At 31.9% G+C, this 15,154-nt stretch carries 14 protein-coding genes and 1 pseudogene; 10 read left to right on the top strand and 5 right to left on the bottom strand.

Annotated features, from left to right (window positions below):
• Positions 1-1,494 carry a hypothetical protein gene (locus tag ACKI42_RS07295; protein ID WP_407403960.1) on the bottom strand — a complete coding sequence of 498 codons (1,494 nt, stop codon included), beginning with the start codon at positions 1,492-1,494 and terminating at the stop codon, positions 1-3.
• A gap of 630 nt (positions 1,495-2,124) precedes the next feature.
• Positions 2,125-2,490 carry a winged helix-turn-helix transcriptional regulator gene (locus ACKI42_RS07290; RefSeq protein ID WP_407403958.1) on the bottom strand — a complete coding sequence of 122 codons (366 nt, stop codon included), beginning with the start codon at positions 2,488-2,490 and terminating at the stop codon, positions 2,125-2,127.
• A gap of 112 nt (positions 2,491-2,602) precedes the next feature.
• Between ACKI42_RS07290 and ACKI42_RS07285 the strand changes: the two genes are divergently transcribed.
• Positions 2,603-3,454, top strand: a complete 852-nt coding sequence (locus ACKI42_RS07285) for an NAD-dependent epimerase/dehydratase family protein (RefSeq protein ID WP_407403956.1) — start codon at positions 2,603-2,605, stop codon at positions 3,452-3,454.
• 94 nt (positions 3,455-3,548) lie between these two features.
• Positions 3,549-4,424, top strand: a complete 876-nt coding sequence (locus tag ACKI42_RS07280; RefSeq protein WP_407403954.1) for a pirin family protein — start codon at positions 3,549-3,551, stop codon at positions 4,422-4,424.
• 65 nt (positions 4,425-4,489) lie between these two features.
• On the opposite strand, the gene ACKI42_RS07275 is transcribed toward ACKI42_RS07280, so the two are convergent.
• The gene (locus ACKI42_RS07275; protein WP_407403952.1) at positions 4,490-5,530 is read right to left on the bottom strand and encodes a GMP reductase; all 1,041 of its coding nucleotides are present in this window, start codon (positions 5,528-5,530) and stop codon (positions 4,490-4,492) included.
• A gap of 67 nt (positions 5,531-5,597) precedes the next feature.
• On the opposite strand from ACKI42_RS07275, the gene ACKI42_RS07270 reads away from it, so the two are divergent.
• The 3 genes from ACKI42_RS07270 to ACKI42_RS07260 are packed head-to-tail and all read left to right on the top strand — an operon-like array spanning position 5,598 to position 8,006.
• Positions 5,598-6,362, top strand: a complete 765-nt coding sequence (locus ACKI42_RS07270) for a prolipoprotein diacylglyceryl transferase (RefSeq protein ID WP_407403950.1) — start codon at positions 5,598-5,600, stop codon at positions 6,360-6,362.
• Positions 6,359-6,592: a hypothetical protein gene (locus ACKI42_RS07265; RefSeq protein WP_407403948.1), complete on the top strand. Its 234-nt coding sequence runs from the start codon at positions 6,359-6,361 to the stop codon at positions 6,590-6,592. The genes ACKI42_RS07270 and ACKI42_RS07265 overlap by 4 nt, the downstream gene beginning before the upstream one ends.
• Before the next feature lie 10 nt (positions 6,593-6,602).
• Entirely contained in the window at positions 6,603-8,006 is a 1,404-nt protein-coding gene (locus ACKI42_RS07260) for a radical SAM protein (RefSeq protein ID WP_407403946.1), read from the top strand.
• A gap of 642 nt (positions 8,007-8,648) precedes the next feature.
• On the opposite strand, the gene ACKI42_RS07255 is transcribed toward ACKI42_RS07260, so the two are convergent.
• Both ACKI42_RS07255 and surE read right to left on the bottom strand, forming a co-directional pair.
• Positions 8,649-9,218, bottom strand: a complete 570-nt coding sequence (locus ACKI42_RS07255) for a Crp/Fnr family transcriptional regulator (protein WP_407403944.1) — start codon at positions 9,216-9,218, stop codon at positions 8,649-8,651.
• Between the two features lie 48 nt (positions 9,219-9,266).
• A complete protein-coding gene (gene surE, locus ACKI42_RS07250; RefSeq protein ID WP_407403942.1) occupies positions 9,267-10,034 on the bottom strand; it encodes a 5'/3'-nucleotidase SurE in 768 nt (255 codons plus the stop codon).
• 145 nt (positions 10,035-10,179) lie between these two features.
• Between surE and ACKI42_RS07245 the strand changes: the two genes are divergently transcribed.
• From ACKI42_RS07245 to ACKI42_RS07225, 5 genes and pseudogenes are all read left to right on the top strand, one after another.
• Positions 10,180-12,312, top strand: a complete 2,133-nt coding sequence (locus tag ACKI42_RS07245) for a carboxy terminal-processing peptidase (protein ID WP_407403940.1) — start codon at positions 10,180-10,182, stop codon at positions 12,310-12,312.
• Between the two features lie 134 nt (positions 12,313-12,446).
• The gene (locus ACKI42_RS07240; RefSeq protein WP_407403938.1) at positions 12,447-13,751 is read left to right on the top strand and encodes a histidine kinase; all 1,305 of its coding nucleotides are present in this window, start codon (positions 12,447-12,449) and stop codon (positions 13,749-13,751) included.
• Positions 13,752-13,866: 115 nt separating this feature from the next.
• Positions 13,867-14,433: a methyltransferase family protein gene (locus tag ACKI42_RS07235; RefSeq protein ID WP_407403936.1), complete on the top strand. Its 567-nt coding sequence runs from the start codon at positions 13,867-13,869 to the stop codon at positions 14,431-14,433.
• Between the two features lie 104 nt (positions 14,434-14,537).
• Positions 14,538-14,813 (top strand): 2TM domain-containing protein, encoded by a 276-nt coding sequence (locus ACKI42_RS07230; RefSeq protein WP_407403934.1) that lies wholly within the window; start codon positions 14,538-14,540, stop codon positions 14,811-14,813.
• Positions 14,792-15,124: pseudogene (locus ACKI42_RS07225) on the top strand (LytR/AlgR family response regulator transcription factor); the annotation flags it as partial. The gene ACKI42_RS07230 and the pseudogene ACKI42_RS07225, both read left to right, overlap by 22 nt.
• Positions 15,125-15,154 lie beyond the last annotated feature (30 nt).

The raw sequence follows: 15,154 nt of genomic DNA, 5'->3' as shown, positions 1-15,154 counted from the left end.
CTAACTTTCAATATAATTTCGGATCCAAATTTGTAAATCTTTCTCTGGAGAGAGTTTCAATTTTTTTCTTAAATTGTACCTGTTGTTTTCTATTGTTTTTACCGCCTTGAAGGTATATTCGGCTATTTCTTTTGTATTAAAACCTAAATAAATATAGGCAGCAAATGTAAGCTCTGATACCTTAAATTTCGGATTGATATCAAGCATTTTTATGCTAAATTTCGGATAAACTTCCTGAAAACGAGTGAAAAATTCTGGGCTATTTTCTTTCGCAAGAATTATGATCTCGTCAAAAGCTTCGTTTACCTTCATTTCCATCAAGATTTTCTCTTGCAGATGTATTTCTTGCTCCGAGAGAAGTTGCTCTGTAATTTCTATCGCTTTTTGGTTTTTAGATCGATATTTCTTTACAAGATGAATCACAAAAATAGTGATTAATATAAGAGTAATGATAACGATAAGAGTTATTATTTTGACAGTTAATGCATCTTTCTCATGACTCTCGCGCTCTTCTAACATCGCCTCATTGAGTACATAATCTCTTTCTTGTTTTATCCTAGTATCTAATTTATCATGGATTTCACGATATAAATTTTGGTAGTGTTTAGCTTCCGAAAAATTGTTTTGGGCAATATGGAGTTCTGCCATTTTTTTAAAAAGCTCACTCTGTATATCAGGAAAATTATTATTTTCAAAGCCCTCTGATGCCAATTGGTAATATGTAAAGGCATTCTCACTATCTTTTTTTTTCGCGTATACATTACCAAGCCCTATTTGAGCTTCTATTTTGCATGGGTGCTTTTTATTATCAATATAATCCAAAGACTTAGTGTAATAATATGCTGCAGAATCTAGTTTATATTGGTTAATATAGTAATTACCAAAGCCAAGGCATGAACAACCATTTTGGATAGCTGCACCTGTATCGGGTATTTTCTGAAGTATTGCTTTTTCCTTATTAAGATAAAAATACATAGAATCTGGCATATCCACATTTTCATAGAGATAGCTCATATTGCTATAGTTGGAGCTTTCTGTAAGATAGTCTTGTGCGTTTTTTTTTCCTTTACTTTTTAGGATTTCTAGAGATTTGTTGTAGCTTTTACTAGAAAGAGTGTACAGTTCTAAAAGCAAGTAGTTACCCCCCAATAGTGCATAAATTTTGGATGCATGGGTTTTATCATTTTTTAAAAATCTTGTGTACTGATTTGCTTTCTTTGCATAGTTAATGCTTTGCCTAAATTTAGCATTATCATAAAAATACGTAGCCAAATTGTAGTATCCGTAGCTAAGACCTTTTTCATATTGAATATTCTCTGAATAGGTGACAATATTTTTTGTATTTTCTATGAAATCCCGTGCGTTTCCTTCATTATGCAGTTGGCTGGTCTTATTAATAAGTTGGTCTATGTCTTGTGTAGACTGAGAATATAGAAGGGAACTCCACAATAGGAAGCTCAATATTACTACTTTAAATAACTTTAGAGAATTCATTCTTTTAATTATTTATTTTAATTTTTAAAACCAAATTAATGAAATATTATATTAATTTTAATGATAATAATATAATATTGATGATAAAAATGTAAAATCAATAAATTTATTTTCCGTGAATATAAACTAAAAATTTTAATTTTTAGTTATTAATATGGAAACTTAAAAAATAATAAATGAACTTAAGGCAAAAAGAGTACGTTTGATACAATTATTGATGAGCGAAACTGAAAAGAAATCACGAGTATATTTTTTTTGAAAAAGCATAATCTTAACAATCCAGAAAAAATAAAATTATGTTGTTTTATAGTAACGAGTTTAACAAAAAAATCCCTGAATTAAAATGAAGCTCAACATTCTATATCCAGAGATTATTTTTTTTCCGTCATTTGTGTTTTTGACATCACAAAGAGAACGAATTTTCATAGTTCGTGCAAAATTTGTGCCCCTCAAGAAACCCCTTAATTTTTAATGTGCTAACTAACAGTAGGTTACATTAGCGAAATTAAATAGCTTTTTCAGTTTTATGATTAAAATAATTACGTTATTACACGCTGACTGTGTAAAAAAGCCTATGAAACTTATAAATTTTAGAATTAAATCTAATAAAAAATAATTCAAATCTATACTTTATAGGGTTTCTTTGATCATTTTTATGCGATGTTTTTTGCCCCAATTTACTATTTGTAAAATGAGAGTTTCGGTAGATTTTCCATATTCAGAGATAGAATATTTTACAGAGACTGGTTTTGTATTCTGTACTTCTCGGATGACAAGTTTATTTAATTCTAGATCTTTCAATTCTTTAGAAAGCACTTTAGAAGAAATTCCTTCTATATCTCTTTCTATTTTTTTGAAAGTATTAATCTCCGAATCTCTGTAGGTAAGATAATGTAGGATGATTAATTTCCATTTTCCGCCAAGAATATCTAATGTATCTCGCATTGCCAATACATTTCCCGTGCAAGCAGGTGGGTCGCTAGTTACTTTTTTCATATTTTCACTTTCTCTGAGGTTACTAGTTACAAATAAGTAACTGATAGCAAATATAATTTTTTTTGAGTTATTTTAGACCGTTCAAACTACATCCACAAAATATTGCAATATAATGAAAGAGACCATATTAATCACAAGAGCGAATAGTTTTATCGCTAATCATTTAATAAAAATTTTACAAAATCAATATCACATTAAGTTCCTTACCAGAAAACCAACAATGAGTACCGAATATTTTTGGGATACACACCGCAATACAATAGACGAAGCAGCATTTGATGATGTGAGTTATATTGTACATCTAGCAGGAGCTAAGCTCAATGATGGAACGCCACTTACCGAAGATAGGAAAAAAATAATCTACGAAAGTAGAATAGGCGCTGCCAATCTCATACTAGAAACACTGAAGAAAAGAAATCAAACGATAAAATCATTTGTTTCTGCATCTGCTATTGGATATTATGGCTTTTCTGATAATACATTAGAGATTGATGAGAATGGAGCATTCGGGCATGGTTTTGCAGCCGAATTGTCTCGCGATTGGGAATTGGCAGCAGACCAATTTAAAAAAGAAAATAGAGCAGAAAATGTAGCTAAAATAAGAGTAGCTTTAGTGCTAGGAAATGAGGGAGGAATTTTTCCAATGTATAAAAATATGGTAGAAAGTAATCCAAAGTTAGTCAACCAAAATCAGGATAGCTACGTGCCTTGGAATCATGTAGAAGATATGGCGGGTATTTTTGCGTTTGCTGTGGAACATCAACTAGATGGTGTATACAATTGTGTGGCGCCAGAACCAGCTTCACAAAGTGATATTTTCAAAGCTATTGCTCATCAATTAGGAACTAGTAATGAACCTATTTCTGCATTTGATGGACAACATTTAGTTTCGAAAAAAATAATAGAAGCGGGATATCAATTTAAGTTTCCAAATATAATTTCTGCCGTAAGTAATCTTATTTAAACTTACATTCAAGTTACTAGTTACCAGAAAGTAATCTGTAGTGAAACTGATTAGTATACTTCGTAAATTTGATTATAAATTAAAACTTAACATTATGAGTACTAGAAATATAGAAAAAATACTAAAACCAGAATCTTTCAATTGGGTGGGCGATGCATTTTATACGACATCATTTATAGGAAGAGAAATTACCAGAAGACGTATGGATCCTTTTTTTGCACTTGGATACAATGCAGATATTCATTTTGAGGCAAAAAAAATTCCTAGAGGTGTAGGTGCGCATCCTCACAAAGGTTTCGAAACAGTAACATTGGCTTATAAAGGAAATATAGAACATGAGGATAGTAGAGGAAATCATGGCGTTATAAAAGAAGGCGATGTACAATGGATGACAGCTGGATCTGGAATTTTGCATAAAGAACACCACGAAAAAGAATGGTCACAAGCTGGAGGAATGTTTCAGATGGTACAAATGTGGGTAAATTTGCCTGCAAAAGATAAAGAAACAACGCCGAAATACCAAGAATTGATTTATAATGAAATGACAGAATATCCTTTGGAAAACAACGGAGGCAGAGTAAAAATAATTGCTGGAGAGTATAAAGGACTTCAAGGTAAGGGAACTACATTTTCTCCAATTCATTTGTTTAATGTAGAATTAAATAAAGATGGTTTTGCAGATTTTACTTTTCCAAATGATTATAATACTGCAATCTTAATCATTGAAGGTTCTGTATTGGTAAATGATTCTCAGGAAATGAATAAAGACAGTTTTGCCATGTTTGAAAATAACGTGGGAGATACTTTTACTTTAAAAGCGACTTCAGAAAAAACTTTGGTTTTGGTATTAAGTGGTGAACCTTTAAATGAGCCAATTGCGCACTATGGTCCGTTTGTAATGAATACACAAGATCAGTTAGCACAAGCCTTTGAAGATTTCCAAGCAGGAAAATTCGGAGTTTTAAACTAAAAAATTGAGTTACATTAAATAGAAATGCCGAGATAATTCTCGGCATTTTTTTTATAAATTATAAATTATAAATTATAAATTTGATTTTCTTGTTCCTGTACTCTTATAAAAGTAGTTCTTTTCGATAATTCTTTTAGAGTTGGTGCTCCCACATAAGTACAAGTAGATCGTACGCCACCCAAAATATCTTTTATCGTCTTAGAAACAGCACCTTTGTAAGCAATTTTCACTGTTTTACCTTCAGAGGCTCTATATTCTGCAACGCCGCCAGAATGCTTATCCATAGCAGTTTGAGAACTCATTCCATAAAATAATCTGAATTTTTTACCATTTTCTTCTATGATTTCGCCGCCACTTTCATCGTGACCCGCAAACATACCACCAAGCATCACAAAATCTGCTCCGCCACCAAAAGCTTTAGCAACATCTCCCGGAACTTTGCATCCACCATCAGCAATAATATGACCTTTCAAACCATGGGCAGCATCTGCACATTCTATCACCGCAGAAAGTTGTGGATAGCCTACACCCGTTTTTACTCTTGTAGTACAAACAGAACCAGGACCAATGCCCACTTTTATAATGTCAGCGCCTGCCAAAAGAAGTTCTTCTACCATTTCACCTGTTACCACATTACCTGCAAAAATTATTTTATCAGGAAAATTGACTCTCGCTTTTTTTACAAATTGAACAAAATGCTCAGAATATCCATTGGCAACATCAATGCACAAAAACTCAATTTGAGGATGATTGTGCAGTAGTTTTTTCAATTTTTCTTCATCTTTTTCTCCAGTTCCTGTACTCAAGGCGATATATTGATGAAAATTTTGATCTTTATCTTTTAAAAATTCTGCCCATTCTTCTATGGTGTAATGCTTATGGATGGCTGTAATTATTTTTTCTTTTGCAAGTTCTATTGCCATCTCAAAAGTACCTACCGTATCCATATTTGCAGCAATGATGGGAACGCCTTTCCATCTCTTTTTGGTATGTAGAAAGGTAAATTCTCTGTCCAAATTTACTTCGGATCTAGATTTTAGAGTAGATCTTTTCGGACGAAACATTACGTCCTTAAAGCCCAATTTAATATCATATTCTATTCTCATAAAAGTTTGTAATTTGATTTCAATTAAAAGTAAACATTAATATCAAATAATTGTTACTTTTGGAAGTATGGATTTTCCTTTAACTTTCGATATTTTTGGTAAAACGATATTAGCGCACCCTGTCATAGAGTCTGTTGGGATCTTTATGGCAATGCGATATTACTATTATCTAAAAAGAAAAGAGCCTCGTAAAACCACTTTTAAGATTTCGGCAGCCATCCTTATTGGTGCTACCGCAGGCGCACTTTTCGGATCAAAGTTTATTGGGAATCTAGAAAACCCACATACGTTATTTTACGAACCATTTAGTTTAAAAAGATTTTGGACCAATAATACAATTGTAGGAGGATTAGCATTTGGACTTATCGGGGTAGAGTTAGCAAAAAAAATTGTAGGACATAAAGAAAGTACAGGAGATATGATACTTTTTCCGTTACTTCTTGCAATGATCATTGGGAGAATTGGATGTTTTTTTACGGGTATTTATGAAGAAACGTATGGCTTACCCACACAATCTATTTTTGGGATGCATTTGGGTGACCAATATCTAAGGCATCCTGTGGCTTTATACGAAATCGCTTTTTTAGTCCTATTATGGTTTTTTTTGAAAAGAATAATAAACTCTAAAATATACCCTTCAGGTTTTGCTTTCCAACTTTTCATGGTGAGTTATTTTGCATTTAGATTTTGTTTAGATTTTATAAAACCTAAGGTTGATATATTTGCTCATCTTAGTACGATACAATATGTGAGTTTATGTGTAATAATTTATTACATTTATATAACGAAAAATGAAAATTTATTTAATCATAAAAAAATACAGACACAATGAAAATTCTTACCCTTTTAGAAGTTGGCAATCTAGGCGGTCTTGTGATTATGATTATATTAATCATTGCTGGAGTAGCTTTAGGTATTGGGCTATTTATAGGTGTTATCGCAAAATTAATCTACGAAAGTAAAGACGGAAAAAAATTTTCAAAAAGTCAGTTTTGGCAAACCGTAATTATCACTATGATCATTTGCGGATTGATAAGCGGAATGATTTGCGGAGGATCATAAAAATTAAATTATGCCAGTAAGAAATTATACTTATTACGATTATACAATAAGTCTTTGCCCAGAATGTCTAAAGAGAGTTGGTGCGAAGATTATTATTGATGATGAAGCTGTATTCATGACAAAAAGATGTCCAGATCATGGTTTTTTCAAAACTAAAATTGCAACTGATGTAGATTATTATAAAAATATTAGAAACTACAATAAAGCATCAGAAATGCCTGTTCATTTTGGGACAGATGTAGAATTTGGTTGCCCTTATGATTGTGGTTTGTGTGTAGACCACGAGCAGCATAGTTGTTTGAGTATTGTAGAAGTTACGGATCGTTGTAATCTTACGTGTCCTACATGCTATGCTATGTCTTCGCCTCATTACGGAAGCCATCGAACTTTGGAAGAAATTGAGGCTATGTTCGATATCATAGTGAAAAATGAAGGTGAGCCAGATGTGGTACAGATAAGTGGAGGAGAACCTACTATACATCCAGAATTTTTCAAGATTATGGATATTGCAAAGACTAAACCTATTAAACATCTGATGCTGAATACCAACGGAATTCGTATTGCGAATGATCCTGGTTTTGCTGAAAAATTGGCGACTTATGCTCCAGAATTTGAAATTTATCTTCAGTATGATTCTTTTAATCCTGAAGTACTAAAAGATTTTCGAGGTAAAGATTTGACGGATGTAAGAATGAAAGCTTTAGAGAAACTCAATTCGCTTAATCTATCGACAACATTAGTGATTGTTCTTCAAAAAGATAAAAATATTGAAGAAATAGGACAATTAATAGACTTTGCACTCAAGCAAAAGTGTGTTCGTGGAATTACCTTTCAGCCGGTAGAAGTAGCAGGAAGAAATAGGGACGACTCAGCAGATGAAAAAATAACACTTACAGAAGTTCGTCAAGAAATTTTAAAACAATTTCCTCTTTTAAATGGAGATGATATTATTCCTGTACCATGTAATCCTGATGCTTTGGCAATGGGATATATACTAAAGTTGGAAGGAGAAATCATACCGCTGACGAGATATATCAATCCTGCAGATCTGTTGAATAATGAAACTAAAAATACGATTGTCTATGAGCAAGATGAAGGATTGCAAATGCAGCTTTTGGATATTTTCAGTACAGGAATTTCTGTAGAGAAAGTGCAACCCAAGTTCAACCAACTTTTGTGTTGTTTGCCAAATGTTTCGGCGCCCAATTTAGACTACGATAATTTGTTTAGAATAATCATTATGAATTTTATGGATGCGCACGATTTTGATGTCCGCGCCGTTAAAAAATCTTGTGTTCATATTGTGAATAAAGATCTAAAAATGATCCCTTTTGAAACCATGAATCTCTTTTATAGAGATAATAAAAAAGAATATTTGGAGGAACTTAGAAAGGATGATAGAGTGTTATTTTAACACATAAAAAAAGGTTTTGAGCAATGTCAAAACCTTTTTAATTTTCATCAGTTTGTGTGTGTTTTTAGAAATAATTTCTAATGCAAAAATAAAGTAATTTAGTTATGTAGAAATGAACTTTGGTTAATAAATAAAGTAGGCTATAATAAATAGGATTTTTACCATTTTGTAATTTCTATACAAGAATTCTGATGCAATTCCGTTATTCTAGCGTGCTGCAATTATTTTTTTTCAGAAAAAATTTCTGATGCAAAGATAATAGGATAACATAAGACATTTCTGAACTTGGGTTAATAAACGCTATTAGTTTTAAAATCAAATTTTTTATTTTTTAGAAACAGTTTAACAAAAAAAAGGTTTTGAATATTTCAAAACCTTTTTAGTTTTCATCAATTTGTGTGTTTGTGTTCAGAAATAATTTCTTTTGCAAAATTAGATAGATATTACCAAAATGTACTGAACCTAGGTTAATAAATTCAGGTAGTTAAAAAAAATATCATCAGCTATTATTATTATTATTTATAAAAAAAAAGGTTCCGAATTGCTTCAAAACCTTTTAAATGTCATTTGCGTGTTTGTTTTTTTAGAAATAATTTCTATTGCAAAAATAGAAATATCACATTACAAACTACTGAACCTGGGTTAATAAATTCGTTTTCTTATTCTACTTAGTGCTTGTGGTGTAATACCAATATAAGAAGCGATATATTTCAGAGGCACTTTTTGTAGCAACATTGGGTCTTGTTTCATTAGATTCAGGTATCTTTCTTCAGCCGTTTCTGTAAGGAAAGAGATTTCCCTTTCTGCTTTTTTTAAGTATAATCCTTCTGCTGATATCCTTCCCAAGTAGTTTCCAATTTGTGTATGATTAAAAAAATATAAAAAACTCTCATGAGAAGATCTCCAAAGCACAACATCCGTAAGGGCTTCTATCGTATAAGGACTAGGCGTTCTCGTTAAAAAAGATTCATAGGAACTCAAATAATTATTTTCAAAAATAAAATTCAGGGTTACATCTTTATCTTCTTTTTCTATAAAAAAACGAGCAATACCGCTGGTGACAATAGAAAGAAAATTTTCGGTCTGTCCTTGTTTTATGATGATATCATTTTTTTTAAACTCTTGTCGAATAATTCTCGGTTCGTATATTGCCCAATCTTCATTAGACATTCTAATACCTGCATGGGCAAGATAATCTCTATAGCTATCCATTATCAATCAAATTTTATCTTGATTTTAATTAATTATTTTAAAATAAAATTAAGAATTCATTACTGCATTCAGAGTATTCATATACTCATATGCAGTCATATCGAACTTTACTGGTACGATAGAGATATAACCGTTCGTAAGAGCTGTTTCGTCTGCATCTTCTGAAGTATCCATATTATTGAAATAACCGGATAGCCAATAGTACTTTTTACCATGAGGATTCACTCTTTCGTCGAAGCTTTCTTCCCATTTTGCATTAGCTTGTTTACAAACTTTAATTCCTTTTATATCACTGACTGTAAGTTTCGGAATATTTACATTCAATACAATACCTTTTGGCATTGGGTTTTCCAACGTTTTTCTTACGATATCTTGAATGAATTTTTTGCCTTGTTTGAAATCTGCATCCCAAGAAAAATCTTGCAAAGAGAATCCTATGGCTGGCAAACCTTCTACACCTGCTTCTACAGCGGCAGACATCGTCCCAGAATAGATAACATTGATGGAAGAATTAGAACCATGATTGATACCAGAAACTACAATATCGGGTCTTCTCGTTAAGATTTTGTCCAAAGCCATTTTCACACAATCTACAGGAGTTCCGCTGCAAGAGTAGTCTTTTTGCGGTCCATCTAGCGTTACTTCTTCGAAGCTAAGCGTAGAATTAATAGTTATGGCGTGTCCTTTTCCACTTTGTGGGGAGTTGGGTGCTACCACTACTACATCACCAATCTCGTTCATGAACTCTACAAGATTTCTTATTCCCGGAGCAGTTATTCCGTCATCATTCGTTACTAGTATAAGCGGTCTTTCCATAAAAACTTTTAATTTTAACAAAATTACTGAAAAGTATCTGATATTTATAAATAAGGTCTTAAATTTGATAGTTTGTAACACTAAATTAATTAGTGCTACTAATTTAATTTAAAGAAAAAAAATTAATAATATACATTACATTTATATGTGGAAAAATTTTAAACTCAATAAATTTTTACTCCTAATACCATTAACAAGTCTTATGTTTTGCTTCAATTCACCTAAAAATGATGACGAAAAGATGCAAACGATAATGGTAAGTGTCAAAAACACACTTTCATACTTACATTATAGCCCAAAACCGATTAATGATGCTTACTCTAAAGATGTATATAAGCATTATTTTGAGTTGATAGATCCTGCAAAAAGATACTTTTTACAGTCGGATATGGAGGAGTTTCAAAAACATGAAACAAAGCTAGACGATTACCTGAATTTGGGAGATCTTACTTTCTATAAATTGACAGTAGATAGACTATACCAAAGAGTTGATGAAATAGATAAGATGACACAAGATATCTTCAATAAGCCTATCGATATGCAAGAAGATGAAACACTTACTTTGGAAACAAAATTAAAAAAAAATCCTGCAAACAAGCAGGAGCAGTATAATGAGTGGAAGAAGTTTATTAAGTACAATATACTGCAAGAAGTGGAAACTTTAAATAGCAAGGAGCAGGCGCAAAAAGAGAAAAAAGATTCTGTAATTAAATTTAAACTTAATGATACCATAAAGCTGAAAATTCTTACGCAAGATCAAAAAATAGAAAAAGCAACAAATGAAGTGAAAGATCTTGTAAAAGAAACATTTACAAGATTCAAAAAGAGAAAGAAGATGGATTGGTTTACCGTCTATATGAACTCTTATACAGAGGTATTCGATCCGCATACTAACTATTATTCTCCAAAAGATAAGGAGGATTTCGATACTCAGTTTACAGGTAAAGTGATTGGTATTGGAGCTATTATACAAGAGAAAAAAGGATATCTACAATTAGGAGCACTTACTATTGGTGCACCCGCTTGGAAATCTAAACAACTCACGGAAGGAGACAAAATTCTTAAAGTAAAATCTAAACCAAAAGATGATGCTGTAAACGTAGTAGGAATGCTTTCTGATGAAGCTGTACGTTTGATAAGAGGTGAAAAAGGAACTCCTGTAACGCTTACGGTACAAAAGAATGATGGGACGATAAAAGAAGTCACTATGATCCGTGAGGAGGTAGTAATAGAAGATACGTATGCTAGAAGTATTGTAGTAAATGCGGCTAATGGTAAGAAATACGGATTTATTAGCCTACCAGGTTTCAATGTAGAATTCGATAAAGAAAATGGTGGTAGAAATGCTTCTGATGATATTAAAAATGAAATTATCAAACTAAAAGCACAAGGCATAGAAGGAGTAGTGCTGGATCTTAGAAATAACGGTGGTGGTTCTCTTACTGAAGTAGGTGATATTATGGGCTTATTCATGAGTGCGGGACCATATGTACAAGTGAAAGATGGGAATGGAAAAATTCAGACCCTAAAAAATAAAAATGAAACTCCAATATGGAATGGTCCGTTGGTGATTATGCAAAATGAATTGTCTGCTTCTGCATCAGAGATTTTGGCTGGTGTAATGCAAGATAATGGAAGAGCCGTGGTTATCGGTTCGCCTCAATCTTTTGGTAAAGGTACCGTACAAACATTTGTAGACCTAAACAGATTCTTAAATACAGAAGATGATTTTGGATCTTTAAAATTGACCATTCAGAAATTCTATCGAATTACGGGAGAATCTACTCAGAGAAAAGGAACAGAGTCGGACATAAAGATGAAAGATTTCTTCACATACGCTGAGGTTGGAGAGCGCTATGACGATCATGCATTGGCTTGGGACAAAATTCCAAGTGCAAACTTCCAAAAATTGAATTATTTTGATATCAAAGCTTTGGAAAAAACAAGCGCAGAAAGGATGGCGAAAAATTCCAATTATCAACTCTTGCTAGAATCTGCACAGTGGAGAGAGCAGTTGGATAAAGAAGAAAATATTACGCTGAACATCAACAAATTTAATGAACTAATGAAGCAAAGAAAGGCGCAGATTGAGAAATTCAAGTCGCTTACCAAGTTCGAAAATGGATTGAAATTTACCATGTTCCCAAGCGAAATAGAAAGAGAGAAAAAAGATGAAGCCTTCAAGAAAAAATCTGAAATGTGGGTGAAAAATCTAAAGAAAGATATCTATCTGCAGGAAGCAATGAATATTATCTCTGAAATGCCTAATAAAAAATAATTTTATACAGAATGCCACTCAAAGCGAGTGGCATTTTTTTGTACTACGATCTAGCAATGTTATATTACCATTCGGTTAATTTTTTCATATAAAAATTTAAATTTAAGTCTAATTTAGCCTAATGAAAATTTAACATGAATAGAAAAAATTACTTGGCATTACTATATGTATCTATTGGGTTTGGAGTGTTTCAATTTCTTATTTTTTTGCAAGAGAAATCATTTAAAACCTTTATTTTAAGCATAGCAATATCTTGTCTATATACTTTTACAATAGGTATCGGTAATGGTATTGTAAACGATTATCTCAATAAAAAATTGCCTTGGGTACATGCAACCAAAAAAAGAGCAATTATTAGTGTTCTAGCTATTATTTTAGTCAATTGTTTATTAATATATCTATGTAACTATATCAATTATGTAATAATTCAGAAAGATGGGACATTAGAGGATTTTCTATCTGGGAAGTATAATTTTAGCAATTGGTTTATGATCAATTTTGCATTGTTGATTTCTGCATTTCTTCATGCCAAAAGTTTCATGGTAGAGCTTAAAAAATCTACAAAACAGGAGGTTGTGGAGCAAAAAATTATTGCCAAATCGGCTAATGCACAGTTCGAAAGCTTAAAAAACCAACTCGACCCTCATTTTTTGTTTAACTCTCTTAATGTTTTAAGCGCGCTCATTGATGAAAATCCGGTTCAGGCTCAGAAATTTACCGCTTCTATGTCCAAAGTTTACAGATATGTTCTCGAACAAAAAGATAAAGAACTGGTGACGGTAGAGGAAGAAATAGAATTTGCCAAAACGTATTGCGATTTGCTTAAAACAAGATTCGAAGACAGTGTAGATTTTGTTTTTGAAATTGACGAAAGAGATTATAAAAGATATGTAGTACCACTTTCTTTGCAGTTGATATTAGAAAACTGCATCAAACACAATTTTGCAACGTCTGCGAGGCCTTTGCATATAAAAATATTTACGCAAAAAGAAATGTTGATTGTAGAAAATAACCTTCAAGTAAGAGAACAATTTCAAGAAAGTACCGGAATTGGATTGTCTAATATCGCACAACGTTTTTCTTTGCTCAGTGAGAGAGCTATTTCTATAGAAAAATCTGAAGATACATTTGCCATAAAACTTCCTATTTTGGAGAGTAAAGTAAAAGTTCAGGAGCCTGAAGTATCAGACAAAGAAATTTTTGAAAAAGCTCAAAAAAGAATGAAGGAAATAAAAAAATTCTACAGCAATCTTATTTCTTACTGTATTATTATTCCATTTATAATCATCTTTAATCTAATAAAAAATCCTGATAAAATATGGTTTCATTATGTCATGTTCGGCTGGGGAATTGGTCTAATTACTCATGGCATGCGCGTGTTTGCTATTGGATCTACTTGGGAGGAAAAAAAGATAAGAGAATTAATGAAGAAAAAATAATTCTACGGTTCAGTTTAGATTTTCTACGGTTCGGTAGACTAGAATAGTTGATAGGAAGCAGTTTGTATAATTTTGATAGTGAATTTAGTTATTAATCAAAAAAAGTTACACTGTTATGAATACTATTATCGTGCTTTTCTACGTTCTAATGATCTTGTGGTTTGTCTCAGAATTATTTTACAAAAAAACTTTACTTTCTAAAGCAACAGATTACAAGGAGCAAGGGTTTTCCGTCAATATTCTTTGGACTGTATTTATGGTATCCATTTTCTCGGCTGTTACCGTTTCGCACATTATTTCTAATCCCATTTACCAAAGTATAACGCTATCTTATTTTGCTCTTATTTTAATTTTTGCGAGCATTTTAGCAAGATATTTCATCATTAGAGCTTTAGGGAGATTTTTCACAGTTGATGTAAGTATAAAAGATAATCACTCGATAAAAAAGGATGGTTTTTATAGATTTATAAGACATCCTTCGTACTTATTTTCTTTAATTACATTTTTAAGTTTAGGTTTATTTCTAAATAATTGTATTTCTTTGATAGTCATTATAGTACCTACATTTCTTGCCTATTCTTATCGTATAAAAATTGAAGAAAATCTTCTTCAAGAAAAATTGGGTAACGAATATAAGAGCTATATGAAAACTACCAAAAAACTAATTCCTTTTATCTATTAAAATAGAATTTTTACCATTCAGTAGCAAAAAATAACCGTTCGGTGAAACTAAATTGAAAAACCAAAGTTGCCGTTCTACATTTGCTTCATCAAAAACAAAATACAATGGAAAATTTAACAGAAATTCAAGAAAATTTAGCTTACAGAAAAGCTTCTAGAAGAGTAAAAACAATAAAGAACTTCTACGGAAGTCTTACAGCATATGCTTTAATAATACCTTTTCTAGCTGTTGTCAATTACCTTAGTTCGCCTTCATATTGGTGGTTTTATTGGCCAATGCTAGGTTGGGGATTAGGATTATCCATCCACGCAATACAGATCTTTGTATTGGGTGAAAACTGGGAAGAAAAGAAAATAAACCTGCTCTCACGAGAATTTTAGTGAAAATAGGATACAATCTAAAAATTGTTCAAACCAACGAAGTAAGTTGCTTTTATAGTGAAAATAAAATTGTGTATTTGCAAACGCAAGAGCGCGCTTATCCTACAGATTATACACTAGACGAATTGGCAGAATTATTGGATACAAAACTATTTTTCAGGGTGAATAGGCAGTTTATGATCAATTCAAACTTCATCAAAAATATACATACATCTCCAGTTTACAAAGTAGAACTTAGCGTTCAGCCTACAGATGAAATTACGGTGAGCAGAGATCGTGTGAAGGATTTTAAAGAATGGTTGGTAAGCTAAAAATAAATTAGAGTTGTTTTATTTTAAATT

This window comes from Chryseobacterium sp., assembly GCF_045629545.1.
In the GTDB taxonomy this organism is placed as follows: domain Bacteria; phylum Bacteroidota; class Bacteroidia; order Flavobacteriales; family Weeksellaceae; genus Chryseobacterium.
This window is presented reverse-complemented; position numbering and strand designations above follow the sequence as displayed.

Bases quoted from the DNA above. Each gene is read 5' to 3' on its own strand.
- ACKI42_RS07260 (WP_407403946.1), top strand. From the start codon at position 6,603: ATGCCAGTAAGAAATTATACTTATTACGATTATACAATAAGTCTTTGC.
- ACKI42_RS07255 (WP_407403944.1), bottom strand. From the start codon at position 9,218: ATGGATAGCTATAGAGATTATCTTGCCCATGCAGGTATTAGAATGTCT.
- ACKI42_RS07230 (WP_407403934.1), top strand. From the start codon at position 14,538: ATGGAAAATTTAACAGAAATTCAAGAAAATTTAGCTTACAGAAAAGCT.
- ACKI42_RS07285 (WP_407403956.1), top strand. From the start codon at position 2,603: ATGAAAGAGACCATATTAATCACAAGAGCGAATAGTTTTATCGCTAAT.
- ACKI42_RS07240 (WP_407403938.1), top strand. From the start codon at position 12,447: ATGAATAGAAAAAATTACTTGGCATTACTATATGTATCTATTGGGTTT.
- ACKI42_RS07235 (WP_407403936.1), top strand. From the start codon at position 13,867: ATGAATACTATTATCGTGCTTTTCTACGTTCTAATGATCTTGTGGTTT.
- ACKI42_RS07270 (WP_407403950.1), top strand. From the start codon at position 5,598: ATGGATTTTCCTTTAACTTTCGATATTTTTGGTAAAACGATATTAGCG.
- ACKI42_RS07245 (WP_407403940.1), top strand. From the start codon at position 10,180: ATGTGGAAAAATTTTAAACTCAATAAATTTTTACTCCTAATACCATTA.
- ACKI42_RS07290 (WP_407403958.1), bottom strand. From the start codon at position 2,490: ATGAAAAAAGTAACTAGCGACCCACCTGCTTGCACGGGAAATGTATTG.
- ACKI42_RS07280 (WP_407403954.1), top strand. From the start codon at position 3,549: ATGAGTACTAGAAATATAGAAAAAATACTAAAACCAGAATCTTTCAAT.
- surE (WP_407403942.1), bottom strand. From the start codon at position 10,034: ATGGAAAGACCGCTTATACTAGTAACGAATGATGACGGAATAACTGCT.
- ACKI42_RS07265 (WP_407403948.1), top strand. From the start codon at position 6,359: ATGAAAATTCTTACCCTTTTAGAAGTTGGCAATCTAGGCGGTCTTGTG.
- ACKI42_RS07275 (WP_407403952.1), bottom strand. From the start codon at position 5,530: ATGAGAATAGAATATGATATTAAATTGGGCTTTAAGGACGTAATGTTT.
- ACKI42_RS07295 (WP_407403960.1), bottom strand. From the start codon at position 1,494: ATGAATTCTCTAAAGTTATTTAAAGTAGTAATATTGAGCTTCCTATTG.